Genomic DNA, 22,588 nt, shown 5'->3' with positions numbered 1-22,588 from the left:
TTATATCTATTAAGCCTAAGCTTATAACAAGAAAATGGAGTCCGTGATGATCCCACTGGATCGAATCCTGATCAGCAGCCTGCTGCTGTTTTCACTGCCTGCCGTCCACGCCGCCGACGGCCAGAAAGTATTTACCCAGGGTGGCCAGAACCCTGCCGCCATGGCCTGCCTGGGTTGCCATGGCCCGGATGCCAAGGGCATCGCCGCAGCCGGCTTTCCGCGCTTGGCCGGCCTGCCGGCAGCCTACCTGAGCAAGCAGTTGCAGGACTTTCAGTCCGGCAGCCGCAAGCATCCGATCATGGAGCCGCTGGCCAAGGCCTTGAGTGCTGAAGAAATCCAGGCGGTCACCGCCACCCTGGCCGCCATGCCCAGTGAACCGGCCAGCGCCAGCCATCGCCAGCAAATGGCCGCAGATCCGGTACAGAAGCTGGCGTTGTATGGCGACTGGAACCGCAAAATCCCCGGTTGCGTGCAGTGCCACGGCCCTGGTGGTGCAGGTGTCGGCGAACATTTCCCGCCATTGGCGCATCAACCTGCCAGCTATCTGGTTGCCCAGCTCAACGCCTGGCGCGACGGCAGCCGCAGCAACGACCCCAACCAGCTGATGGTCGGTGTGGCCAAGGCCATGACCGATGACGAGATTAAGGCCGTGGCCAATTACTTCGCCAACCCTGTCAGCCCGGAGGTCAAGCCATGAAGCCGATGATCCTCGCCGCCCTGGCCCTGAGCCTGGGCAACGTCCATGCTGCACCCATTGCCATGGAAGACCAGTCGCAGCTCAAGTCCGCGCCTGCTGCCGCGCCAGGCTTCACCCCGCCAGCGGAAAGCGAACTGCCCGACAATGCCTACGGCAAGATGGTCCGCGATGGCCATGCCTTGTTCGTCGACACGCGCAGGTTGATGCCCGAATACGTCGGTAACGGCCTTAACTGCAGCAACTGTCACCTCGACCAGGGTCGCCTGGGCAACTCGGCGCCGCTGTGGGGCGCGTATCCCATGTATCCGGCCTATCGCAAGAAAAACGACAAGGTCAACACCTTCGCCGAGCGTATCCAGGGCTGCTTTCAGTTCAGTATGAACGGCAAGCCACCGGCGGCTGACAGCCCGCAGATGACTGCCTTGTCGGTATATGCCTACTGGCTGGCAAGCAAGGCGCCGATTGGTGTCGAGAGCGCTGGCCGCGGCTACCCGGACGTACCGCAATCGGCCGAAGGCTATGACTTCAAACGGGGTGAGCAGGTGTACCAGGCCCAGTGCTCCATTTGCCACGGCGCCAATGGCGAAGGGCAGAAAGTGGCCAAGGACTACGTGATGCCGCCGTTGTGGGGCAAGGACTCCTACAACTGGGGCGCCGGCATGCACCGGATCAATACGGCCGCATCTTTCATCAAGCACAATATGCCCCTGGGCAAGCCCGGCAGCCTGAGCGACCAGCAGGCCTGGGACGTGGCCGCTTACATCAACCGCCACGAGCGGCCGCAGGATCCGCGTCTGGTAGACGGCTCGATCGAGAAAACCCGGCTGAAGTTCCACGCCAATGATGGCGTCAACCTCTATGGCCAGAAGGTAGACGGGGTACTGGTCGGGCAGGGCCTGTAAGGACCTCGATGCCCCCGGATTTACGTGCCGGTGGTCAGCCACCGGCGCAATATTTATGATCCGGGGGAACTATCCACCCCAGGATTTCTCTATGATGGCATTGGCCGCCCGGTGGTGGGGCATTGTAAGGTGACCGCCGCCTGATTAGACTGCGCCGAATTTCGTACGCAAAGCCCTTGTTAAGGACGTATATGATCAAGAAATGCTTGTTCCCGGCAGCCGGTTACGGCACTCGCTTCCTGCCTGCTACCAAAGCCATGCCCAAGGAAATGCTGCCGGTGGTGAACAAGCCACTGATCCAGTACGGCGTTGAAGAAGCGCTGGAAGCTGGATTGAACGAGATTTCCATCGTCACCGGTCGCGGCAAGCGCGCCCTGGAAGACCACTTCGACATCAGCTACGAGCTGGAAAACCAGATCAAGGGCACCGACAAGGAAAAATACCTGGTCGGCATCCGTCGTCTGCTCGACGAGTGCTCGTTCTCCTACACCCGTCAGACCGAAATGAAAGGCCTGGGCCACGCGATCCTTACCGGTCGCCCGCTGATCGGCGACGAGCCGTTCGCCGTGGTGCTGGCGGACGACCTGTGCGTCCACCTCGAAGGTGACGGCGTGCTCAAGCAGATGGTCAAGCTGTACAAACAGTACCGCTGCACCATTGTTGCCATCATGGAAGTCGACCCGCAGGAAACCAGCAAATACGGTGTGATCGCCGGTGACCTGATCGGCGACGACCTGTACCGTGTACGCAACATGGTCGAGAAGCCAAAGCCTGAAGATGCCCCGTCGAACCTGGCGATCATCGGCCGCTACATCATGACTCCGGACATTTTCAAACTGATCGAAGAAACCGAGCCGGGCAAGGGCGGTGAAATCCAGATCACCGACGCCCTGATGAAACAGGCCCAGGATGGCTGTGTCATTGCCTACAAGTTCAAAGGCAAGCGTTTCGACTGCGGTGGCGCCGAAGGTTACATCGAAGCGACCAACTTCTGCTTCGAGAACTTCTACAAGACCGGCAAAGCGTACTGAGCCTGGTAGCTAGCGGTTTGATAAAGCCACCTTCGGGTGGCTTTTTCTTGTAGCTTGTAGCTTGAGACTTGCAGCTTGAGAGCATCGAGATGACCTACGATTTTGATCTGTTCGTGATTGGTGCCGGGTCTGGCGGTGTGCGCGCTGCGCGCTTTGCCGCAGGCTTCGGTGCAAAAGTGGCGGTTGCCGAAAGCCGCTACCTGGGCGGTACCTGTGTCAACGTTGGCTGCGTGCCGAAAAAACTGCTGGTCTACGGCGCGCACTTTGCCGACGACTTCGAGCAGGCCGCAGGCTTTGGCTGGTCGCTGGAAGATGCCCAGTTCGACTGGGGCCAGCTGATCGCCAACAAGAACCGCGAGATCGAGCGGCTCAACGGTATCTACCGCAACCTGCTGGTCAACAGCGGTGTGACCCTGCTTGAAGGCCACGCCAAACTGACGGGGGCCCATGAGGTAGAAGTCGATGGCCAGCGCTACAGCGCCGAGCACATCCTCATTGCCACTGGCGGCTGGCCGCAGATCCCGGACATTCCGGGCAAGGAGCTGGCGATCAGCTCCAACGAGGCGTTCTACCTCAAGGATCTGCCCAAGCGCGTGCTGGTGGTCGGCGGCGGTTATATCGCCGTGGAGTTTGCCGGGATCTTCCAGGGCCTGGGCGCCAAGACCTCGCTGCTGTACCGCGGCGACCTGTTCCTGCGCGGCTTCGACGGCGGGGTGCGCGATCACCTCAAGGAGGAGCTGGAAAAACGCGGCATGGACCTGCAGTTCAACAGCGACATCCAGCGCATCGAGCGCCAGGATGACGGCAGCCTCAAGGCCACGCTCAAGGACGGTCGCGAGCTGGTTGCCGATTGCGTGTTCTACGCCACCGGCCGGCGGCCGATGCTCGACAACCTGGGCCTGGAAAACACCGGCGTCGAGCTCGACCCTCGTGGATTTATCCGTGTCGATGACCTGTACCAGACCACCGCGCCGTCGATCCTGGCCATTGGCGATGTGATCGGCCGCGTGCAGCTGACCCCGGTGGCCCTGGCCGAAGGGATGGCAGTGGCCCGGCGCCTGTTCAAGCCTGAGCAGTACCGCCCGGTGGATTACCTGAACATCCCCACGGCGGTGTTCAGCCAGCCACCGATCGGCACCGTTGGCCTGACCGAAGAGCAGGCGCTGGAGCAGGGGCACAAGGTGCAGATCTTCGAAAGCCGCTTCCGGCCGATGAAGCTGACCCTCACCGATGTACAGGAAAAGACCCTGATGAAGCTGGTGGTCGATGCCGACACCGACCGCGTGCTGGGTTGCCATATGGTCGGTCCGGACGCCGGCGAGATCATCCAGGGCCTGGGCATCGCCCTCAAGGCCGGGGCGACCAAGCAGCAGTTCGACGAGACCATTGGCGTGCATCCTACGGCGGCGGAAGAGTTCGTCACCCTGCGTACGCCTTCGCGTTAAGCGGCGTAAGTTATCGCCGGCAAGGCCGGCTCCCACAGGTACAGGTACAACTGGCTTTGTGGGAGCTGGCTTGCCAGCGATAGGCTGCACAGCAGCCTCAGTATCATTCCCTTCTATTAATATCCCCGCCTTATAGCCAAAACCAATCAACAACATGAGCTTTGCCAATGAGCATTAATCCAATGCATTGGCTACGATTCTCCCATCAGTTTTTTCAACCCCCTGAAGGAGCGTCACTCATGCCTATCATCAACAGCCAGGTCAAACCGTTCAAAGCTACCGCTTACCACCAGGGCAAGTTCGTCGAAGTCTCGGATGCCGATCTGAAAGGCAAATGGTCCGTGGTGTTCTTCTACCCGGCCGACTTCACCTTCGTCTGCCCGACCGAGCTGGGCGACCTGGCCGACAACTACGCGCAGTTCAAAGACCTGGGCGTGGAAATCTACGGCGTGTCCACCGACACCCACTTCACCCACAAAGCCTGGCACGACACTTCGGACACCATCGGCAAGATCCAGTACCCGCTGATCGGTGACCCGACCCACGTCATCTCGCGCAACTTCGACGTGCTGATCGAAGAAGCCGGTATCGCTGACCGTGGCACCTTCGTGATCAACCCTGAAGGCCAGATCAAGATCGTCGAACTCAACGACGGTGGTGTAGGCCGTGACGCCAGCGAGCTGCTGCGCAAGGTCAAGGCCGCCCAGTACGTTGCCGCCCACCCAGGCGAAGTCTGCCCGGCCAAGTGGAAAGAAGGCGAAGCGACCCTGGCGCCATCGCTGGACCTGGTCGGCAAGATCTAAGACCGTGAGCCAGCCGAGGGCGGTGGTCTACCGCACCTGACGTTGTCACCGCCCCGCAAAACGCCCGGGCGCTTTCGCCCGGGCGTTGTTATTTCTACCGTTTGAAAAAGGAATCGCCCGTATGTTGGACGCCACGCTTAAAACTCAGTTGAAAGCCTACCTGGAGCGGGTCACTCAGCCGATCGAGATCGTTGCTTCCCTCGATGACGGCGCGAAGTCCCGCGAATTGCGCGACCTGCTGGTGGAAATCGCCGGCCTGTCGAGCCTGATTACCCTGCGTGAAGATGGCCGCGACGCCCGTCGTCCGTCGTTCTCGCTCAATCGCCCCGGAGCTGACGTTAGCCTGCGCTTTGCCGGCATCCCCATGGGCCACGAGTTCACCTCGCTGGTGCTCGCCCTGCTGCAGGTCGGCGGTCATCCGTCCAAAGCCAGCGCAGAGGTGATCGAGCAGATCAGCGCGCTCAAGGGTGAGTTCAACTTTGAAACCTACTTCTCGCTGTCGTGCCAGAACTGCCCGGACGTGGTCCAGGCGCTGAACCTGATGGCGGTGCTCAACCCCAATATTCGCCACGTCGCCATCGACGGTGCGCTGTTCCAGGCCGAAGTCGAGAGCCGCAAGGTCATGGCCGTGCCCAGCGTCTACCTCAACGGCGAAGTGTTCGGTCAGGGCCGCATGGGCCTGGAAGAAATCCTCGCCAAGCTCGATACCAGCGCCGGTGAGCGTCAGGCCGAGAAGATCAACGCCAAGGACGCCTTTGACGTTCTCGTGGTCGGTGGTGGCCCGGCGGGCGCCGCAGCGGCGATCTATGCCGCCCGTAAAGGCATCCGCACCGGTGTTGCCGCCGAGCGTTTCGGCGGTCAGGTGCTCGACACCATGGCGATCGAGAACTTCATCTCGGTGCAGGAAACCGAAGGGCCGAAGCTGGCCATGGCCCTTGAGGAGCACGTCAAGCAGTACGACGTCGACATCATGAACCTGCAGCGCGGTGAAGCCTTGATTCCAGCCACTGACGGCGGCCTGCACGAAGTGCGCCTGGCCAGCGGTGCCTCGCTCAAGGCCAAGACCGTGATCCTCGCCACCGGTGCGCGCTGGCGCGAAATGAACGTGCCGGGCGAGCAGCAATACCGTAGCCGCGGCGTTGCCTACTGCCCGCACTGCGATGGCCCGCTGTTCAAGGGCAAGCGCGTGGCGGTGATCGGTGGCGGTAACTCGGGTGTGGAAGCGGCCATTGACCTGGCCGGTATCGTCGCCCAGGTGACCCTGATCGAGTTCGACAGCCAGTTGCGTGCCGACGCGGTGCTGCAGCGCAAGCTTCACAGCCTGCCGAACGTCAAGGTGATCACCAGTGCGCTGACCACCGAAGTGCTCGGTGACGGCGAGAAGGTCAACGGCCTGCGCTACAAGGACCGCAACAGTGATGAGCTGCATGACCTCGCGCTGGAAGGGATCTTCGTGCAGATCGGCCTGCTGCCCAATACCGACTGGCTCAAAGGCACGGTCGAACTGACCCCGCGCGGCGAGATCATCGTCGATGCCCGCGGCCAGACCAACTTGCCGGGTGTGTTCGCTGCCGGTGACGTGACCACCGTGCCGTACAAGCAGATCGTGATTGCGCTGGGCGAGGGCGCCAAGGCTTCGTTGGCGGCGTTTGATCACTTGATCCGCAGCTCGGCGCCAGCCTGACCGATTGTGGGGCCGCTTTGCGGCCCATCGCTGGCAAGGCCAGCTTGTGTCTTGAGGTAGGAATAGAATCAGAAGTGAGAGCGGTGAATGGCAAGCTGTACGCCAGTAGTGCTTAAAGCACGTGTGGGAGCAAAGCTGCCATTCACCTCTCCACTCTGGCCCGAGCCCGAACAGTTGATTGAGCGCCTCTCGAATCACAAGCGTGGGCCAAGCCAGAGCGCTCTCACAACTGAGTGTAAGAGGGTTCAGCCATGTTGTCTTCTGTTGGAATCGACACTGCCAAAGCCACTTTGGAAATCTGCATCAAACCTCAGAAAATCCGCTTCGAAGTGGCCAACAACTCCGCAGGCTTCGAGGCGTTGCTTGAGCGTCTGAAGGACTTCAATATCAGTCGAGTGCTGATCGAAGCGACAGGCGGCTACGAGAAAGATGTGTTGATCGCCCTGGCCTCAGCAGGACTGGAAACCATCTGCATCAACCCAGCCCGTGCCCGAAAATTCGCCGATGCCATGGGTAAAAAAGCCAAAACCGACAAGATCGACGCCGAAGTCCTTGCGGACTTCGCTGCACACCTCAGCGCCCCTCAAGGCCAACCGGTCAGCCCTGAACGCGAAGAGCTGCGAGAGCTGGTGAAGCAGCGCGCCCAATTTGTGCAGAGCCGTGATGACGACAAGCGGCGTCGCCAGCAATGTCGCTCGGCAACAGTGATGGCCCACTTCGATGAGCATATAGAGCAGCTGAAAGTGCTGATCAAACGCCTCGACGAAGAAATTGATCAGGCGATGGTGCAACTGGACGATACCAGGGCGCGTCAGTTATTGGCAGTGACCGGAATCGGTCGAGTAACCGCCGCAAATCTGCTCGCCTCACTGCCTGAACTGGGGCAGTTGGACCGCCGTCAGATCGCCGCTCTGGTGGGCGTAGCGCCTTACAACAACGATAGTGGTAGCCATCGAGGGCACCGCCAGATATGGGGTGGTCGGGCCCATGTAAGGCGAGTGCTGTACATGTCGAGCTGGATCATCATCCGTCACAACACAGAATTTAAAGCACGCTACGAAGCACTTCGGGCACGTGGCAAGTGCGCCAAGGTGGCACTCGTAGCTTGCATGCGGGTGCTGATCGTCAGGCTGAATGCAATGCTGCGGGACAATACCCCTTGGCGAGAGCAAACAGCCTGATCAAGACAGTTGCTCCCACATGTCATGCGTGCACACATCCACTGTGGGAGCCGGCCTTGCCGGCGATGGCTTCAATGCGCCCCAGCGGCCTTGTTCAGGTCACTTTCCGCCCACTGGGTATACACGCAAGCATCCGCCACCGCCCAGCGTACCTTCACCGTATCGCCCGGCTGCATCGGCATCCCCGCCGCTGACAGCGCCTTGACCGTCATCGCCGTACCGCCCGCGGTCACCACGCTGCAGGTCTGGCTCTCGCCCAGGAACAACACTTCCCCGACCCTGGCCGTCACCTCGTTCCAGCCCGCTGGCAATGCCTCGCGCGCCGCTTGCTCGACACTCAGGGCCAGGGCTTTTTCCGGGCGGACCATCAGCAGCACTTCCTGGCCCTCAGCCAGCCCCGGGGTAAGGCGCATCGCCACCGGCTGCCCCTCGAAACTCGCCGCGCCATTGCCATGGGCCTTGACCCGCAAGAAGTTGGAGTTGCCCAGAAACGAGGCGACAAAGGCATTCGGCGGGTTCTGGTAGAGGTCGTAGCCGGTGCCCAGGCCGACGATCTTGCCGTGGCTGAAAATGGCGATGCGCTGGGACAGGCGCATGGCTTCTTCCTGATCGTGGGTGACGTAGACGATGGTGATGCCCAGGCGCCGGTGCAACTGGCGCAGTTCATCCTGCAGGTCTTCGCGCAGCTTCTTGTCCAGCGCCCCCAGCGGTTCGTCCATCAGCAGGATGCGTGGCTCATAGACCAGCGCCCGGGCGATCGCCACCCGCTGTTGCTGGCCGCCGGACAGTTGCGCCGGGCGACGGTGGGCAAAGCTGTCCAGTTGCACCAGCTTGAGCATCGCATCGACCTGCTTGTCGCGTTCGGCGGCGCTGCGTTTGCGGATGGCCAGGGGGAAGGCGATGTTGTCGCGCACCGACAGGTGCGGGAACAGCGAGTAACGCTGGAACACCATGCCGATGTCGCGCTTGTGCGGCGGCACGTTGACCAGCGACGCGCCATTGACCAGGATCTCGCCGCTGCTCGGCGTTTCGAAGCCGGCGAGCATCGACAGGGTGGTGCTCTTGCCCGAGCCGCTGGAGCCGAGGAAGGTGAGGAATTCACCGTCCTGGATGTCCAGGCTGATGTCGTCCACGGCGGCAAAGTCGCCGTAGTGCTTGTTCAGGTTGCGCAGGCTGACCAGGGTCCTGGCCTGTTGGCTGTCGTTGAGGACTGCACTCATCTTGTTATTCTCCAGGCGCTCAGGCGCTGACCGGGTTACGCCGGCGCAGAGCGGCGGCAATCATCATCACCAGCACCGACAGGCCGATCAGCAGCGTCGAAGCGACGGCGATCACCGGGGTCAGGTCCTGGCGCAGGGTGGTCCACATTTTTACCGGCAGGGTCTGCAGGTTGGGGCTGGCCATCATCACGCTGAGCACCACCTCGTCCCACGACACCAGGAAGGCGAACAGCGCGCCGGCGATCATCCCCGGGCGAATCGCCGGGAAGGTCACCTTGACGATCGCCTGCAGGCGCGAGGCGCCGCAGATCACCGCGGCGTCTTCGATCGACTGGTCGAACAGCTTCAGCGAGTTGATGATCGAGATGATGGTAAAGGGCAGGGCGACGATCACGTGGCTGACCACGAAGGAAAACAGCGTGCCGGTGTAGCCGAGCTTGAGGAACAGGGCATACACCGCCACGGCGATGATCACCAGCGGCACGATCATCGGCAGGGTGAACAGGCCGTAGAGCATCTCCCGGCCAGGGAAACGCCCGCGCACCAGGGCGAAGGCGGTGGGCAGGCCGAGGGCCACGGCAAACACCGTGGTCAGCAGCGCGACCTTGAGGCTGGCCAGGGCCGCTTCCATCCACTCGGCGTTGGAGAAGAACTGCTCGTACCACTTGAGCGTCCAGCCCGGTGGCGGGAACACCAGCCATTGCGACGAGCCGAACGACAGCAGGACGATGAACACGATCGGCAGCAGCAAAAACAGCGCGATCACCCCGGTGGTGGTGTACAGGCCGAAGCGCAGGCGCCGGCTCATGGCATTGGGCGTCAGGAGCATCTTGGCTTACCTCGCGTTACTGTTGCCGACCGGGGATTCCGGTTGCAGCTTCAGGTAGAAGTAGAACAGCACCAGGGTGATGGCGATCAGCAACGCGGCGGCGGCACTGGCCAGGCCCCAGTTGAGGAACGACTGCACCTGCTGGACGATGAACTCGGGCAGCATCATGTTCTGCGCGCCACCGAGCAGCGCCGGGGTCACGTAGTAACCCAGGGACATGACGAACACCATCAAGGCCCCGGAGAACAACCCGGAACGGCACAGCGGCAGGAACACCTTGAAGAAGTTGTTCCAGGGGCTGGCGCCGCAGATGGAGCCGGCCTGCAGCACCATCGGGTCGATGGCCTGCATGGTCGCCTGCAGCGGCAGGACGATGAACGGGATCATGATGTAGCTCATGCCGATCACCACGCCGGTGAGGTTGTGCACCATTTCCAGCGGCGCATCGACGATGCCGAGGGCCATCAGCGCTTTGTTGATCACCCCCGAGGCCTGCAGCAGCACCAGCCAGGAGTAGGTACGGGCGAGCAGGCTGGTCCACATCGACAGCAGCACGATGTTCAGCAGCCAGCGGCCCCAGCCGCGTGGCACCAGGGTGATCGCCCAGGCCAGGGGAAAGCCCAGCAGCACGCTGATCAGGGTGACCAGGCCGGCCACCGAGAAGGTGTTGAACAGTACCCGGGCGTAGGCCGAGTTGGCGAACAGTTGCTCGTAGTTGCCCAGGCCCGGGACGGGCTCGAGCACGCCGCGCAGCAGCAGGCCGATCAGCGGCGCGAAAAAGAACAGGCCGAGGAACAACAGGGCCGGCAGCAGGTTGCGGCTGCCGCGCCAGCGTTCACGCAGGGGTGGCGTGTGCTTCATCGCTGCTCCCTTGGCGCCGGCCGCAGCGCCGGACGGGGTTTGCAGGGCATTGATGGCGACTTTCATTTGACCAGCCACTCATTCCAGCGGGTGGCGATGGCCGGGCCGTTCTTGGCCCAGTAGGCGAAATCGAGGGTCACCTGATCCTGAGCGTAGGCGGTCGGCAGGTTGGGCGCGAGCTCGGGCTTGAGCAGGCTGATGCTGTCGAGGTTGACCGGGGCATAGGCGGTGAGGTTGGCAAAGTCGGCCTGGCCCTGAGCGCCGCTGGCATTGGCCAGGAACTTCATTGCCGCGTCCTTGTTTTTTGCGCCCTTGGGGATGACCAGGAAGTCGGCCATGACCAGGTTCTGCTTCCAGCTCACGCCGACTGGCGCGCCATCCTGTTGCAGGGCGTAGACCCGGCCGTTCCAGAACTGGCCCAGGCTCGCCTCACCGGAGGCCAGCAACTGCTGCGACTGGGCGCCGCCGCCCCACCAGACGATGTCTTTCTTGATGGTGTCGAGCTTTTTGAAGGCGCGGTCCAGGTCCAGCGGGTAGAGCTTGTCGGCAGTGACGCCGTCGGCCAGCAGGGCCAGTTCGAGCACGCCGGGGCTCGGCCACTTGTACAGGGCGCGTTTGCCGGGGTAGGTCTTGGTGTCGAACAGTGCGGTCCAATCTTGTGGCTTGTTGGCGCCGAGCTTGCCTTCGTTGTAGCCGAGGACGAAGGAGAAGAAGAACGATCCTACACCGTGATCGGAGACGAAACGCGGGTCGAGGCGATCACGCTTGATGGTGGTGAAGTCCAGCGGTTCGAGCAGACCTTCACTTGCGGCACGCAGGGCGAAATCCGCTTCGACATCGACCACATCCCACTGCACGTTGCCGCTTTCGACCATGGCCTTGAGCTTGCCATAGTCGGTGGGGCCGTCCTGGACCACGCGGATCTTGCTGCTGGCACTGAAGGGCTCGGCCCACGCCTGCTTCTGCGCATCCTGGGTGGTACCGCCCCAGCTGACGAAGTTCAGGCTATCGGCGGCCAGGGCGGCCTGGCAGGTCAATGTCAGCAGGCTGGCAGCCAGCACTGCGCTTGCGCGTTTGGAGAACAGCATAGGTACGCCCTCGTTTCTTGTGTTTTGAGCGGGCTTTGTGTTGCCCGCCTTGTAGTGGGGAGCATCAATTGTTTTTCGGTCTACGGGATATCATATTATGGTATTCCAAACTTTTGACAAGAGGCTGCAGGCTACCGGCTATCACCCGGGTCACTTGTACGGGTAGGGAGGCCCGGGCCAGAGCGCTCGGAACTCACCGTCTATAGTGAAGTAATGTGTTTCAGCGAGAGCCATTGCCATGGAATTGATCAGTCGCGAACCCTGGTGGCGCAATCCGCCCAAGCCCGGTCAGCATGAACAGGACCTGGAATGGGGCTATCTGGAGATCTACAAGGATGGCCGCGCCGTGTTCGTGGCGCAGCGTCCGAGCGACAAGGAGCTGGCCGAGCGCAAGAGTTGCCGCAATTTCCCCGAGGCTGAGGACTAGCCCGGGGAACCACACTGTGGGAGCGGGCTTGCCCCGCGGTAGGCCCTACAAGGCAGCGCCGAACGGGATGCTCTGCACCACTTCCAGGTTATAGCCGGTAAGTCCTGCATACTTCAGCGGTGGGCCCAGGTGACGCAGTTGGCCCACGCCCAGGTCCTGGAGAATCTGCGCACCGGTACCCACCTCCGAATAGGTGCGCGATTGCCCGCGCTGGTAGGGGCGCGGTGGCTGGGTCAGGTGAGGGACACGTTCAAGCAGGGCTTGCGAGGACTCATGGTTGGCGAGGATCACCACCACCCCGCAGCCCTCGTCAGCCACCTTCTGCAGCGCCGCCCACAGGGTCCAGTTGGCGGGGCCGGTGTACTCGGCACCGACCAGGTCGCGCAGCGGGTCGATCACATGCACCCGCACCAGCGTTGGTTGTTCGCGGCGGATATCGCCCATGACCATGGCCATGTGCACACCGCCTTCGACGCAATCCTCATAGGTCACCAGACGAAAGACACCGTGCACGGTAGGCAGCTCGCGCTCACCGATGCGTTTGACCGTCTGCTCGGTACTCAGGCGGTAGTGAATCAGGTCGGCGATGGTGCCGATCTTGATCCCGTGGCGGGCGGCGAACACTTCCAGGTCCGGGCGCCGGGCCATGGTGCCGTCGTCATTGAGCACTTCGACGATGACCGAGGCGGGGCTGAAGCCGGCCAGGCGTGCCAGGTCGCAACCGGCTTCTGTGTGCCCGGCGCGAGTCAGCACGCCGCCTTCGCGGGCGCGCAGGGGGAAGATATGCCCGGGTTGCACCAGGTCTTCGGCGCGGGCACCGGGCGCTACGGCAGCCGCGACCGTGCAGGCGCGGTCGGCGGCGGAAATGCCGGTGGTCACCCCGCGCGCCGCCTCGATCGACACGGTAAAGGCGGTGCTGAAGGCGCTGCCATTGGCCGGCACCATCTGCTCAAGGCCCAGGCGCTGGCAGTGCTCCTCGGTCAGGGTCAGGCAGATCAGCCCCCGTGCTTCACGGGCCATGAAGCTGATGGCCTGGGCGTCGCAGCGTTCGGCGGCGATCAGCAGGTCGCCTTCGTTTTCGCGGTCTTCGTCGTCCACCAGCAGGACCATCTTGCCCTGGCGGTAGTCCTCGAGAATGTCTTCGATGCTGTTGAAGGGCATTGCGGCGTGCTCGCTGTCTGGGTTAGATTTTATGGTATACCATAATACAAATTAACCTGAGGCGGGAGCGTGCAATGAAGGCTTACTGGATTGCTCATGTCGATGTCAGCGACCCCGAGCAGTATCAGCAGTACACCCAGCGGGCACCGGCAGCCTTTGCCGCGTTTGGCGGCAAGCTGCTGGCCCGGGGTGGGCGCAGCGAGGCCGTGGAGGGCAGGGTGACGCCGCAGCGCAGTGTGGTGATCGAATTCGAATCCTATGAGCGGGCGCTGGCGTGTTACCGGTCGGATGAGTATCAACAGGCGTGCGCGTTCAGGCAGGGAGTGGCGAGGGCCGAGGTGATTATTGTCGAGGGGGTGTGAAAATCACTCATCGCGGGGCAAGCCCGCTCCAACCATGGGAGCGGACTTGCCCTGCGATGGGTTACTGGCTCAAGAACGCCAGGACGGCCCCGGACGCGGTTCGCCGCTTTGCTGCTGGTAAGCACTGAGCAACGGCGTGCTCAGCTCGATCATGGCTTGCTCGACCAAGGTGGCCAGTACCTCGTAGGCTCGGGTGTATTGGACTGAGTTCAGCCGTAGACCGACGGGAAGTGCCTCCGCTACTGGCACGCCGCGTACTTGGGCCAGCACCCGGCTCAGTTGCAGGTGCTCGAACTCGGGCAGTTCGCCAGGCAGTTCTGCTTCGCTGGCCAGGCTATCCAGGTAACCCCCCACCTGCGCGCGCCAGGTGTCGATCAACGACATCTGGCGCGCGTGGGCGAATCGCAGGTAGCGTTGCCAGAACGCCTGCCTGACCAGATAGAGCTCAAGCAGGTTCTGCTGCTCGGCGATCACGCTGCGGGCCGCCTGCTCAAGCATGTTCGGGGTTACCCAGCGGGTGTAGACACTGTAGGCCTGCTCGGTGGGCGGGTGCCTCAGGCCCAGGCGCTCGGCCAGGTGCCGGCGAAAGTACAGCTCAACCTCCACTGGGTCGCTGACATCAAAGCCCTGGCGACGCCAGGCGCCAGTACTTTCGGCCACATACTCCTGCAGCCGTGCCGAACGCCATTGGCTGATGGCAAAGCCGAGCATCTCATGGGGTGTGCTGTCTTCCGGGATGCCGGACATGATCCGTGCGGCTTCGGCCAGGTTCTGCATTTGCGAGAACATCAGTGCATCCCGGTCGACGCAGGTGATTTCGTCGACCACTTCAAACAGCGCGCGGCGTACCTCGTCGCTGAATGCCGCGCGAAGCACGGCCTGGATGTCAGCCAGCCGCGTGCGATTGCGCCCGTGCATGCGCCACAGAACCGCGAAAAAATTCGCCGCCGCCGGGTCGGCGCGCAGGGTGTCTGCTTGCTGGCGGTCCTGCGGTGAAAGGCCGACGAGCAGCTGTGCAGCGAGGGCCGCGGGGGGCAGGGGGCCGCCACTCCCGGAGCCACTGCTCTCTGAACCGGCACTCGAGGCGCTGGAGTGATCCGCCAGCAAAAAATCCCCGCCGGCGGCCTCCAGTTCACTGCGAAAACGCACGCGATCCTCCTCGGGGATCGACTCTTCACGGATCTGCAGGGCGGCATTGCTCCCGGCACCCAGTGGCACGCTGTAGAAGAACAACCCGCGCAGATCCACTTCGGCCAGATGCCCAAGCCGCTCCAGGCCGACAGGCCAATGGGTAAGGCCGGTGTTGCGCAGGTTGAGATCCTCCAGGTCGCTCATCTGGCTGAAGTCAGGTGCGGCAACCAGTGTATTGCCAGACAGATCAAGCATGCGCAAGCGGGTCATCCGGGCCAGTGCCGCTACTTCGCTTGCCCCCAGGTGCAAGTGGCTTTCGCCCAGTCTGAGGGCAACAAGGCTGGGCGCACGGCTCAGCACCTCGAAGACCCCGTCGGCGAATGAGGTGTCGGTGCGCTCTATCGTCAGGGTACTCAAGACCGGGCTTGTGCTGACAGCGGCCATGTCCTGCGCAGTCCAGTGGAAGCCATTGACGTTCATGTCATTGAGGTAAAGATTCTGCAGATGGCGCGCCCGGCTCAGCATGTGCAAGGTCCCGGGCAGCACTTGCGTGCGTGACAGATCCAGGTGCGTCAGGTGCGCCAGGTCGCCAAGGGATTGCGGCAGGTTGGCAAGCGTGGGGCTATTGAGGTCGATATGGCGCAGGTTGGGCAGGCGTTGCAGGAAGCCATCGCCGACTGTGGTGATGGGCACCTCGCTGATGGTCAGCGCTTCGACAGCCGGCAATGGCACTGGAACAGGTGGCAACTCGTCCAGATTCGCGTCAGTCAGATCGAGTTGGACCATGCGCAGGTTGAGTTGCGATTCCCAGGCAAACCTCACCCGGTCTGCCGCATTGGCACGGGCAGCCCGGGTCCGAATGTCCGCTCCGCCTGCGACCCAGGCCTGCAAGCTGCGCAGGGCGTGATGTTCGCGTTCCAGTTGCTGGACCCGCTCCAGAACCGGTTCATCACGCCTGAGCAGTTCCCGAATGAAGTCTTCGGCGAAGGGGGCGCTCAGCACGAACATGCCTTGGCCGCTGTGCAGCGCGCGCAGACGCACGGCGACAGATTCACGTTCGAACAGGCCGGGGCCGCCGCCTTGCGGGTCGCTGCGCTGGGCTGGATCCAGGGCTACGGGAGTGAGCCAGGGGCGATGCACCGGCATTCCCAACAGCAGTCGCGCGCGCACCGGGCGGGCCATGGCCAGCTCGCCAAGCTGCTGGTACAGCCGTTCAGGCTCGTTCAGGCCAAAGCCCAGGCCCTGGCTGAGTGATTCACCCAGGGCGTACAGCACGCTGCGGTAAAAGCCCAGCGCGGTGGAGTCCTGACTATGCAGGACCTGATGCGCACTGCTGGCGAACCAGCCTTCTTCCTCGTCCCGGTACACACTGGTGGAATCTACGTGTACCGGCCCGACCGAAGCCTGGACGGGCCCCAGGTACCTTTCGCGCAGGACTAGGCCGGTGCCCGGTGGCCAGCCCTGCAGATATTCGAGCAAGCCCACAGCCAGCCGATAGGTGTCCCAGTTGGCGGTCGATGGGTTGATGAAGCCCTCCAGTGCCCGGGTCATGCGCAGGTCTTCCTGCAACGGGTCGAAGTCTTCGCTCAGGCTGCGCAGCAGACCCTGGCCGGGGGCGCGCAACGCATTGCGCACTTCTGCCCTGACGCGGTCGAGGGCAAAGCGGGTCAGGGTCAGAGGGATGTCCGGGTAGTGGCGTTGCAGTTCCACCACGGCGATGTCGACGTTGACCTGCGCCAGTTCGTAGCGGTGGTTGAAAATGGCCGCGTTCAGGCGGCTGACCCACTCCTGGTAGACGTCCTCGGGTGGCCTGTTGCAGGCCTGATCGGCCGAGCAGGTACCCGTCGGCGGGGCATCTCCCGGGCTGCGCCGCGGGCGGCTGTACGTCGGGCCGCGGTCCAGGCGAATGTCCACTAATTGCCGGAAGCTGTACAGCACGGGCACTTCATCGCCGTCGGGCAGGGGTTTGCCTTCTTTGATCAGTTGCAGGGTTTCGGTCACCGAGGCGTGGATGCGCGCGCGCAGCAGGGTTTCGCGCAACATTGCCGGCGGCGCTTCGTCGAGGCTGTAGACCCGGCGCAGTTGGGCGTTGCTGACGCCACTGATGCAGGCGAAATCCAGCAGTTGATCATCGCTGAAGCCCTGCACCATCGGCCCCAGGCGCCGCAGCAGCGCCAGCCTGCTCCAATGCTGCGGCTGCTCCAGGCTATGGTGCCAGGCACCGTGCTGGTTGTGCTCGAGGATCGGCGCGTAGCGGTTTTCTTCGGTCCGGCTGGTGATACGCCATTTTTTCAGTGCGTTGTGCCACTCGACCAGGTAGAAGCGCCCGTTGATGCAGATCGCAGTGTCGCCGTTGATCTGGTAGAGGCCTTGCTCATCAGGCTCGCCGGCCTCGACATCGCCGCGCAGACGGTAGCGGCTCAGGTCCACAGGCCAGCGCTCGAGGCTGCCGTCGGGCAAGCGCACCCAGCGCAGGGGGGCGATGCTGTCGGAGGGGCTGCGTCCTTCCGCTTCTTCGCCTGCGCTGACGCCGACTCCCGCACCCAACATCAGGTGGCTCTGAATCAGCGTGGAAAAATTGCGCATCTCGCCGCTGCTACCCAGGCCATCCGGCAAGGTGGCCCGCACCAGGGTCCAGGCATCGTCGGTGATACGTTCGACCATCTTGTCGAACGCCCAGCCGCGCAACCCGGATGCCACTGCTGCGGTGGCCAGCGCCGGGCCGGTGGCGGCATCGCTGGTGGCGTGCAAGCCGGCCCAGAAGGCCGAATGATGACGCACGGGGATGAAACGTTCGAAGAATGCCTGGTACTCGGCGTTCTCCAGTTCCCGCTGCAGGCTGGCAAGGAAGTGCCGGCGGTTGGGGTATTCCTTCAGCGGGTGTTGCGGGTGGCCCGGCACGAAGGCAACGCAGTGGCTATCGTCGCTGCTGTCGTGGCAGATCAACAGGATCTGCGGCACGGCGATGCTACCCAGCACATTCAGGTGCAGCAGCGGATGACGAGTGCTCAAGAGCGCCTGGGAGGGTGTTTCCCCTTGCTTGTCTTGCGCCAGATTGGCCAGGACCTGGTTGAGGCAACTCGAACCGCTCGCCTGTACATGGCCCTGGATCTGCGCAATCAGCGCTTCTTCACGCAGGCTCGCCTCGAAGGCATCCATTTTGGCCTCGCGCAGCGATGCCAGGCGAAAATACGGCTTCAGGTAATCGGTATAAGTCACAAGGTCGGCGTTGCTGTGCCTGGCCAGGTCGGCGGGGGTGATGTCCTTGCTGTCCTTGATGCCGAAGTCATCGAATTGCCTGGCGTAGTCGTACACGGTGGAAAGCCTGGCAAAGTGTTCCATGGCCGCCTTGCGGGCCTGGCGACCGTGCTGCTGCAGTTTGGCGAGCAAACGCTTCTGGGGCGGGGTTGCCGCCAGCAACCATTGTGGTTGCTCGGCGGTTTCAAGCGGGGAGAGCAGGGTGCGAAAATGGCGCACGGTACTTTCAGAGGAGGAAGTTTGGGAGGAGGACATGATCACAAGCATCTCGTGGTGAGTGAGGTGGCATGGAATCATCGAGACAGGGGCGGCCTGCGGTAGTTAATTGTCGGGTGAGGCCATCGCGGGGCAAGTCGAGTCGTCGCACCGCCGCGCCCACTGTGCCGAGTTCGTCATCACACGGGGCTAAAGCGATCAAGTCGGCGCAGCTGGGCTTAGGGCAGGCTGGACAGTCAGCCCAAGGAGATGACCATGATCCGACTGACCCTGTCCGAAGCCCATTCGCTTGCCTGTTCGATCCTCTTGCACAACGGCTTTTGTGCCGACCACGCCAAGGCGGTGAGCGACACCATCGTCGCCGGCGAACGCGATGGCTGCGCATCCCATGGCCTGTACCGGGTACTGGGGTGCGTCAGCTCGCTCAAGGCCGGCAAGGTGGTTGCCGATGCCCGCCCCGAGGTCGTTGACCAGGCGCCTTCTATCGTGCGCGTGGACGCCGGCGGCGGGTTCTCCCAGCTGGCGTTCCAGGCCGGCTTGCCGTTGTTGCAAGCCAAGACCCACAGCAATGGCATCGCGGCCCTGGCGATCAACCGCTGTGTGCACTTTTCCGCATTATGGGTCGAGATCGAGCAACTGGCCGAGGCCGGCCTGGTGGCCCTGGCGTTCACCCCCAGCCATGCCTGGGTCGCGCCGGCCGGCGGGCATCGGCCGGTGTTCGGCACCAACCCCATCGCCTTCGGCTGGCCGCGGGCGGGCCAGCATCCTTATGTCTTCGACTTCGCCACCAGTGCCATCGCCCGGGGTGACATCGAACTGCATCGGCGTGCGGGCAAGGCCATTCCCGAAGGCTGGGGCGTCGACGAGCACGGCCAGCCCAGCACCGACCCCAACGTCGTGCTGGATCGGGGTGCGATGCTGACCTTCGGCGGGCACAAGGGCTCGGCGCTGGCGGCAATGGTCGAGCTGATCGCCGGTCCCTTGATCGGCGACTTGACCAGTGCCGAATCCCTGGCCCATGCCGACGGCAGCAAAGCCTCGCCGTACCACGGCGAATTGCTGATCGCCCTGGACCCGCGCAGGTTTCTGGGCGATGCCGCCGATCAGCACCTGGCCCGCGCCGAAGCGGTATTCGAGAGCATCGAAGGGCAGGGCGCGCGGCTGCCGTCTGCGCGCCGTTATGCAGCACGCGCGCGCAGCCTGGTGGAGGGCGTGGAGATCCCGCAGGCCCTGTACCACGATCTCAGGGCGCTGCTGGCCTGAGCCCCTGTTCGGGTCGCCGCCGCTCCTACAAAGCGGCGCGACTGCTCTGGCCATCGACCAGGCGAGCGATGCCCAGCGGGTTGGCATTCTGCAGGGCCGGCGGCAGCAGCGCATCCGGGCAGTTCTGGTAACACACCGGGCGCAGGAAACGTTCGATGGCCAGGCTGCCGACCGAGGTGCCGCGGGCATCCGAGGTGGCCGGGTACGGCCCGCCATGCACCATCGCATCACAGACTTCGACGCCGGTCGGGTAGCCGTTGAACAGCACGCGACCGACTTTTTGCTCCAGCAGCGGCACCAGCCCGGCGTGGGCGTGCAGGTCCGCAGCTTCGGCGATCAGGGTGGCGGTGAGCTGACCGTGCAGGCCGTGCAAGGCCTGCTGCAATTGCTCGTTGTCGGCCACCTCGACCAAAATGGTGGCCGGCCCGAAAACCTCTTCCTGCAACAGCGCATCGCCCTCAATCAGCAGGCGCGCATCCGCCTTGAACAGCTGCGGCTGCGCCTGGTTGCCCTGTTGCGGGTGCCCCGCCAGGTGGCGGATACCCGGATGTGCGAGCAGCGCCTCGACGCCCTTGCGGTAACTGACCAGGGTGCCGGCATTGAGCATGGTTTGTGCCGGTTGCTCGGCCAGTTGCGCGGTCAGTTGTTCGGTAAATGCACTGAACGCCTGCGAGCGCAGGCCGATGACCAGCCCCGGATTGGTACAGAACTGCCCGCAGCCGAGCACCACCGAGGCGGCCAGCTCGCGGGCGATCTGCGCGCTACGTTGGGCCAGTGCCTGGGGCAGTACCAGCACCGGGTTGATGCTGCTCATTTCGGCGAATACCGGGATCGGTTGCGCCCGCGCGGCCGCCATGTCGCATAGCGCACGGCCGCCCTTGAGCGAGCCGGTAAAGCCCACGGCCTGGATGGCCGGATGCTTGACCAGCGCTTCGCCGACGCCGGCGCCGTAGATCATGTTGAACACGCCCTTGGGCATATCGGTGAGATCGGCTGTGCGGATGATCGCGTCGGCGACCCGCTCGGCGGTGGCCATGTGGCCGCTATGGGCCTTGAACACCACCGGGCAACCGGCGGCCAGCGCGGCGGCGGTGTCGCCGCCAGCGGTGGAAAAGGCCAGCGGAAAGTTGCTGGCGCCGAACACGGCGACCGGGCCGACGCCCAGGCGATATTGGCGCAGGTCGGCGCGTGGCAGCGGTTGGCGATCCGGCTGCGCGCGGTCGATCCGCGCAGCGAGAAAATCGCCCCGGCGCAGCACCTGGGCGAACAGGCGCATCTGCCCGCAAGTGCGCCCGCGCTCGCCGCGGATCCGGGCAGCGGGCAGCGCCGTTTCGCGGCTCACCAGCTCAATGAAATCATCCCCCAGGGCCTCCAGTTGCGCGGCGATGGCCTCAAGAAACTGCGCTCGCCGCTCTGGCGACAGGCTGCGCAGCACCGGGTAAGCGTGGGCAGCCGCGTTGGCGGCGGCATTCACTTCGTCGGCTGTGGCCTGGTGGAATTGATAGGGCAAGGCCTCGCCGCTGACCGCGTCGTGGCTCTGCAGGGTGAGGGTGCCAGCGGCGCTGCGCGCGCCGCCGATGTAGTTGTGGCCGATGATATCCGGCATGGAACACTCCTGAAAAAATGGGGGGGTCAGGCCAGCGAACGGCCTTGGCGAACAGGCGCGGCTTGCCCGGCAGCGATGCGCGCGGCGGCCTCGGCGTCTACCTGGTGCAGCGACTTGCCGCGGGTCTCGCGGGTCAGGCCGACGGCGACGATCGAGATCAGCGCGGCGCCGACCAGGTACCAGGCGATCGGCGTCGAGCTGTGGAACTCATTGAGCAGGCTGATGGCGATCAGCGGCGCCAGGGAACCGGCGAAAATCGGTGCCACCTGGTAGCACAGCGACAGCGCGGTGTAGCGCACATGGGTGGGGAACAGCTCGGCCATCAGCGCGGAGTAGGGCGCATAGGTCATCGACTCGATGGCCAGGCCCAGGGTGATCGCGGCCATGATCAGCCAGTTGTTGCCGGTGTCCATCAGCGGGAAACCGACGAAGCCCCAGAACGCCGTGAGCACCGCGCCGGTCAGGTACACCGGCTTGCGCCCGACCAGGTCGGACAGGTAACCCATCAGCGGGATCATGAAGAAGTGCAGCAGGTGCGCGCCGAACATCAGCAGGAGGATCTGCGAGGTGTCCTTGTGCACCACCAGCTTGAGGTAGGTGATGGAGAAGGTCACCACGGTGTAATAGAGAATGTTCTCGGCAAAGCGCGCACCGATCCCCACCAGTACCGCGCGCCAGTGATGGCGCAACACTTCGACCACGCCCAGTTGCTGCTCGGCTTTCTGTGCCTGGCGGGCCTGGGCCTCTTTGAAAATCGGCGCGTCGTCGACACTGGTGCGGATCCAGTAGCCGATCAGCACCACCACCGCCGAGAACCAGAAGGCGACACGCCAGCCCCAGGCCAGGAACTGCTCTTCCGACAGGTTGCTCGACAACAGCAGCAAGGCGACGGTTGCCACCAGGTTGCCGGCCGGCACTCCGGCCTGCGGCCAGCTGGCCCAGAAGCCGCGGCGGTTGTCCGGGCAGTGCTCGGACACCAGCAGGATGGCGCCACCCCATTCGCCGCCGAAGGCGAAACCCTGGATCAGCCGCAGCAGCACCAGCAACACCGGCGCGGCATACCCGATGCTGTCGAAGCCCGGCAGGCAGCCCATGAGGAAGGTGGTGATGCCGACCACCACCAGGCTCAGTTGCAGCAGGCGCTTGCGGCCGAACTTGTCACCGTAGTGACCAAACACCAGGCCGCCCAGCGGGCGGGCGAGAAAGCCCACGGCATAGAGGGCGAAGGCGGCGATGATGCCGTCGACGGGGCTGTCGGTCTGGCGGAAGAACAGCTGGCCGAAGACCAGGGCCGAGGCGGTGCCGTAGAGGAAGAATTCATACCATTCGGCGACGGTGCCGGCCATGGCCGCGGCCACGACACGTTTCAATCCCGAAGGGCTGGTTGCGCTGGAAGGGTGACTGGACATGCTGACGTTTCCTG

The 22,588-nt window shown here is 63.5% G+C and carries 18 protein-coding genes; 10 read left to right on the top strand and 8 right to left on the bottom strand.

What is annotated here, in order from left to right:
* Positions 1–46: 46 nt before the first annotated feature.
* From LOY45_RS15370 to LOY45_RS15340, 7 genes are all read left to right on the top strand, one after another.
* Positions 47–697, top strand: coding sequence for a c-type cytochrome (locus LOY45_RS15370; protein ID WP_134062813.1), 651 nt, complete (start codon positions 47–49; stop codon positions 695–697).
* Positions 694–1,599: a c-type cytochrome gene (locus LOY45_RS15365; RefSeq protein WP_115086985.1), complete on the top strand. Its 906-nt coding sequence runs from the start codon at positions 694–696 to the stop codon at positions 1,597–1,599. Before LOY45_RS15370 ends, LOY45_RS15365 begins: the two co-directional genes overlap by 4 nt.
* A 191-nt stretch (positions 1,600–1,790) precedes the next feature.
* A complete protein-coding gene (gene galU, locus LOY45_RS15360; RefSeq protein ID WP_107023102.1) occupies positions 1,791–2,630 on the top strand; it encodes a UTP--glucose-1-phosphate uridylyltransferase GalU in 840 nt (279 codons plus the stop codon).
* 89 nt (positions 2,631–2,719) lie between these two features.
* Positions 2,720–4,075 carry a glutathione-disulfide reductase gene (gorA, locus tag LOY45_RS15355; RefSeq protein ID WP_115086984.1) on the top strand — a complete coding sequence of 452 codons (1,356 nt, stop codon included), beginning with the start codon at positions 2,720–2,722 and terminating at the stop codon, positions 4,073–4,075.
* A 239-nt stretch (positions 4,076–4,314) separates the two neighbouring features.
* Positions 4,315–4,878 (top strand): alkyl hydroperoxide reductase subunit C, encoded by a 564-nt coding sequence (gene ahpC, locus LOY45_RS15350; RefSeq protein WP_010223911.1) that lies wholly within the window; start codon positions 4,315–4,317, stop codon positions 4,876–4,878.
* A 121-nt stretch (positions 4,879–4,999) separates the two neighbouring features.
* The gene (gene ahpF, locus LOY45_RS15345) at positions 5,000–6,562 is read left to right on the top strand and encodes an alkyl hydroperoxide reductase subunit F (RefSeq protein WP_258577953.1); all 1,563 of its coding nucleotides are present in this window, start codon (positions 5,000–5,002) and stop codon (positions 6,560–6,562) included.
* A 251-nt stretch (positions 6,563–6,813) separates the two neighbouring features.
* Positions 6,814–7,743 (top strand): IS110 family RNA-guided transposase, encoded by a 930-nt coding sequence (locus LOY45_RS15340; protein WP_115085006.1) that lies wholly within the window; start codon positions 6,814–6,816, stop codon positions 7,741–7,743.
* 71 nt (positions 7,744–7,814) lie between these two features.
* Here LOY45_RS15340 and LOY45_RS15335 read toward each other — a convergent pair whose 3' ends face one another.
* From LOY45_RS15335 to LOY45_RS15320, 4 genes are read right to left on the bottom strand one after another with little or no spacing between them, the layout of a single operon-like run.
* The gene (locus LOY45_RS15335; protein ID WP_258577952.1) at positions 7,815–8,963 is read right to left on the bottom strand and encodes an ABC transporter ATP-binding protein; all 1,149 of its coding nucleotides are present in this window, start codon (positions 8,961–8,963) and stop codon (positions 7,815–7,817) included.
* 19 nt (positions 8,964–8,982) lie between these two features.
* Positions 8,983–9,792 carry an ABC transporter permease gene (locus LOY45_RS15330; protein ID WP_115086981.1) on the bottom strand — a complete coding sequence of 270 codons (810 nt, stop codon included), beginning with the start codon at positions 9,790–9,792 and terminating at the stop codon, positions 8,983–8,985.
* Between the two features lie 6 nt (positions 9,793–9,798).
* A complete protein-coding gene (locus tag LOY45_RS15325; protein ID WP_115086980.1) occupies positions 9,799–10,719 on the bottom strand; it encodes an ABC transporter permease in 921 nt (306 codons plus the stop codon).
* The gene (locus LOY45_RS15320) at positions 10,716–11,741 is read right to left on the bottom strand and encodes an ABC transporter substrate-binding protein (protein ID WP_258577951.1); all 1,026 of its coding nucleotides are present in this window, start codon (positions 11,739–11,741) and stop codon (positions 10,716–10,718) included. Before LOY45_RS15320 ends, LOY45_RS15325 begins: the two co-directional genes overlap by 4 nt.
* A gap of 238 nt (positions 11,742–11,979) precedes the next feature.
* On the opposite strand from LOY45_RS15320, the gene LOY45_RS15315 reads away from it, so the two are divergent.
* On the top strand, positions 11,980–12,168 hold the full coding sequence (locus LOY45_RS15315; RefSeq protein WP_134062803.1) for a hypothetical protein: 189 nt from the start codon (positions 11,980–11,982) through the stop codon (positions 12,166–12,168).
* Positions 12,169–12,213: 45 nt separating this feature from the next.
* Here the strand turns inward: LOY45_RS15315 and ribBA are convergent, their stop codons facing one another.
* On the bottom strand, positions 12,214–13,329 hold the full coding sequence (gene ribBA / locus LOY45_RS15310; protein ID WP_134062801.1) for a bifunctional 3,4-dihydroxy-2-butanone-4-phosphate synthase/GTP cyclohydrolase II: 1,116 nt from the start codon (positions 13,327–13,329) through the stop codon (positions 12,214–12,216).
* Positions 13,330–13,403: 74 nt separating this feature from the next.
* Here ribBA and LOY45_RS15305 point away from each other — a divergent pair, with 74 nt between their 5' ends.
* Complete coding sequence (locus tag LOY45_RS15305; RefSeq protein WP_115086976.1) at positions 13,404–13,691, top strand: DUF1330 domain-containing protein; 288 nt, start codon at positions 13,404–13,406, stop codon at positions 13,689–13,691.
* Between the two features lie 69 nt (positions 13,692–13,760).
* Here the strand turns inward: LOY45_RS15305 and LOY45_RS15300 are convergent, their stop codons facing one another.
* Complete coding sequence (locus tag LOY45_RS15300; RefSeq protein WP_258577950.1) at positions 13,761–18,335, bottom strand: NEL-type E3 ubiquitin ligase domain-containing protein; 4,575 nt, start codon at positions 18,333–18,335, stop codon at positions 13,761–13,763.
* Between the two features lie 216 nt (positions 18,336–18,551).
* Between LOY45_RS15300 and LOY45_RS15295 the strand changes: the two genes are divergently transcribed.
* Positions 18,552–19,559, top strand: a complete 1,008-nt coding sequence (locus LOY45_RS15295) for an Ldh family oxidoreductase (RefSeq protein WP_115086974.1) — start codon at positions 18,552–18,554, stop codon at positions 19,557–19,559.
* A 25-nt stretch (positions 19,560–19,584) separates the two neighbouring features.
* On the opposite strand, the gene LOY45_RS15290 is transcribed toward LOY45_RS15295, so the two are convergent.
* Positions 19,585–21,165 (bottom strand): aldehyde dehydrogenase (NADP(+)), encoded by a 1,581-nt coding sequence (locus LOY45_RS15290; protein WP_258577949.1) that lies wholly within the window; start codon positions 21,163–21,165, stop codon positions 19,585–19,587.
* Positions 21,166–21,191: 26 nt separating this feature from the next.
* Entirely contained in the window at positions 21,192–22,574 is a 1,383-nt protein-coding gene (gene abaF / locus LOY45_RS15285; RefSeq protein WP_258577948.1) for a fosfomycin efflux MFS transporter AbaF, read from the bottom strand.
* Positions 22,575–22,588: the final 14 nt, after the last annotated feature.

It is taken from the genome of Pseudomonas wadenswilerensis, from assembly GCF_024749185.1.
GTDB classification, from domain to species: Bacteria; Pseudomonadota; Gammaproteobacteria; order Pseudomonadales; family Pseudomonadaceae; genus Aquipseudomonas; species Aquipseudomonas wadenswilerensis.
The sequence above is the reverse complement of the archived record's forward strand: the minus strand, read 5'-3'. Positions and strand labels throughout refer to the sequence as shown.

Excerpts from the sequence above, each read along its gene's own strand:
- LOY45_RS15370 (WP_134062813.1), top strand. The coding sequence starts at position 47 with ATGATCCCACTGGATCGAATCCTGATCAGCAGCCTGCTGCTGTTTTCA.
- LOY45_RS15365 (WP_115086985.1), top strand. The coding sequence starts at position 694 with ATGAAGCCGATGATCCTCGCCGCCCTGGCCCTGAGCCTGGGCAACGTC.
- galU (WP_107023102.1), top strand. The coding sequence starts at position 1,791 with ATGATCAAGAAATGCTTGTTCCCGGCAGCCGGTTACGGCACTCGCTTC.
- gorA (WP_115086984.1), top strand. The coding sequence starts at position 2,720 with ATGACCTACGATTTTGATCTGTTCGTGATTGGTGCCGGGTCTGGCGGT.
- ahpC (WP_010223911.1), top strand. The coding sequence starts at position 4,315 with ATGCCTATCATCAACAGCCAGGTCAAACCGTTCAAAGCTACCGCTTAC.
- ahpF (WP_258577953.1), top strand. The coding sequence starts at position 5,000 with ATGTTGGACGCCACGCTTAAAACTCAGTTGAAAGCCTACCTGGAGCGG.
- LOY45_RS15340 (WP_115085006.1), top strand. The coding sequence starts at position 6,814 with ATGTTGTCTTCTGTTGGAATCGACACTGCCAAAGCCACTTTGGAAATC.
- LOY45_RS15335 (WP_258577952.1), bottom strand. The coding sequence starts at position 8,963 with ATGAGTGCAGTCCTCAACGACAGCCAACAGGCCAGGACCCTGGTCAGC.
- LOY45_RS15330 (WP_115086981.1), bottom strand. The coding sequence starts at position 9,792 with ATGCTCCTGACGCCCAATGCCATGAGCCGGCGCCTGCGCTTCGGCCTG.
- LOY45_RS15325 (WP_115086980.1), bottom strand. The coding sequence starts at position 10,719 with ATGAAAGTCGCCATCAATGCCCTGCAAACCCCGTCCGGCGCTGCGGCC.
- LOY45_RS15320 (WP_258577951.1), bottom strand. The coding sequence starts at position 11,741 with ATGCTGTTCTCCAAACGCGCAAGCGCAGTGCTGGCTGCCAGCCTGCTG.
- LOY45_RS15315 (WP_134062803.1), top strand. The coding sequence starts at position 11,980 with ATGGAATTGATCAGTCGCGAACCCTGGTGGCGCAATCCGCCCAAGCCC.
- ribBA (WP_134062801.1), bottom strand. The coding sequence starts at position 13,329 with ATGCCCTTCAACAGCATCGAAGACATTCTCGAGGACTACCGCCAGGGC.
- LOY45_RS15305 (WP_115086976.1), top strand. The coding sequence starts at position 13,404 with ATGAAGGCTTACTGGATTGCTCATGTCGATGTCAGCGACCCCGAGCAG.
- LOY45_RS15300 (WP_258577950.1), bottom strand. The coding sequence starts at position 18,335 with ATGTCCTCCTCCCAAACTTCCTCCTCTGAAAGTACCGTGCGCCATTTT.
- LOY45_RS15295 (WP_115086974.1), top strand. The coding sequence starts at position 18,552 with ATGATCCGACTGACCCTGTCCGAAGCCCATTCGCTTGCCTGTTCGATC.
- LOY45_RS15290 (WP_258577949.1), bottom strand. The coding sequence starts at position 21,165 with ATGCCGGATATCATCGGCCACAACTACATCGGCGGCGCGCGCAGCGCC.
- abaF (WP_258577948.1), bottom strand. The coding sequence starts at position 22,574 with ATGTCCAGTCACCCTTCCAGCGCAACCAGCCCTTCGGGATTGAAACGT.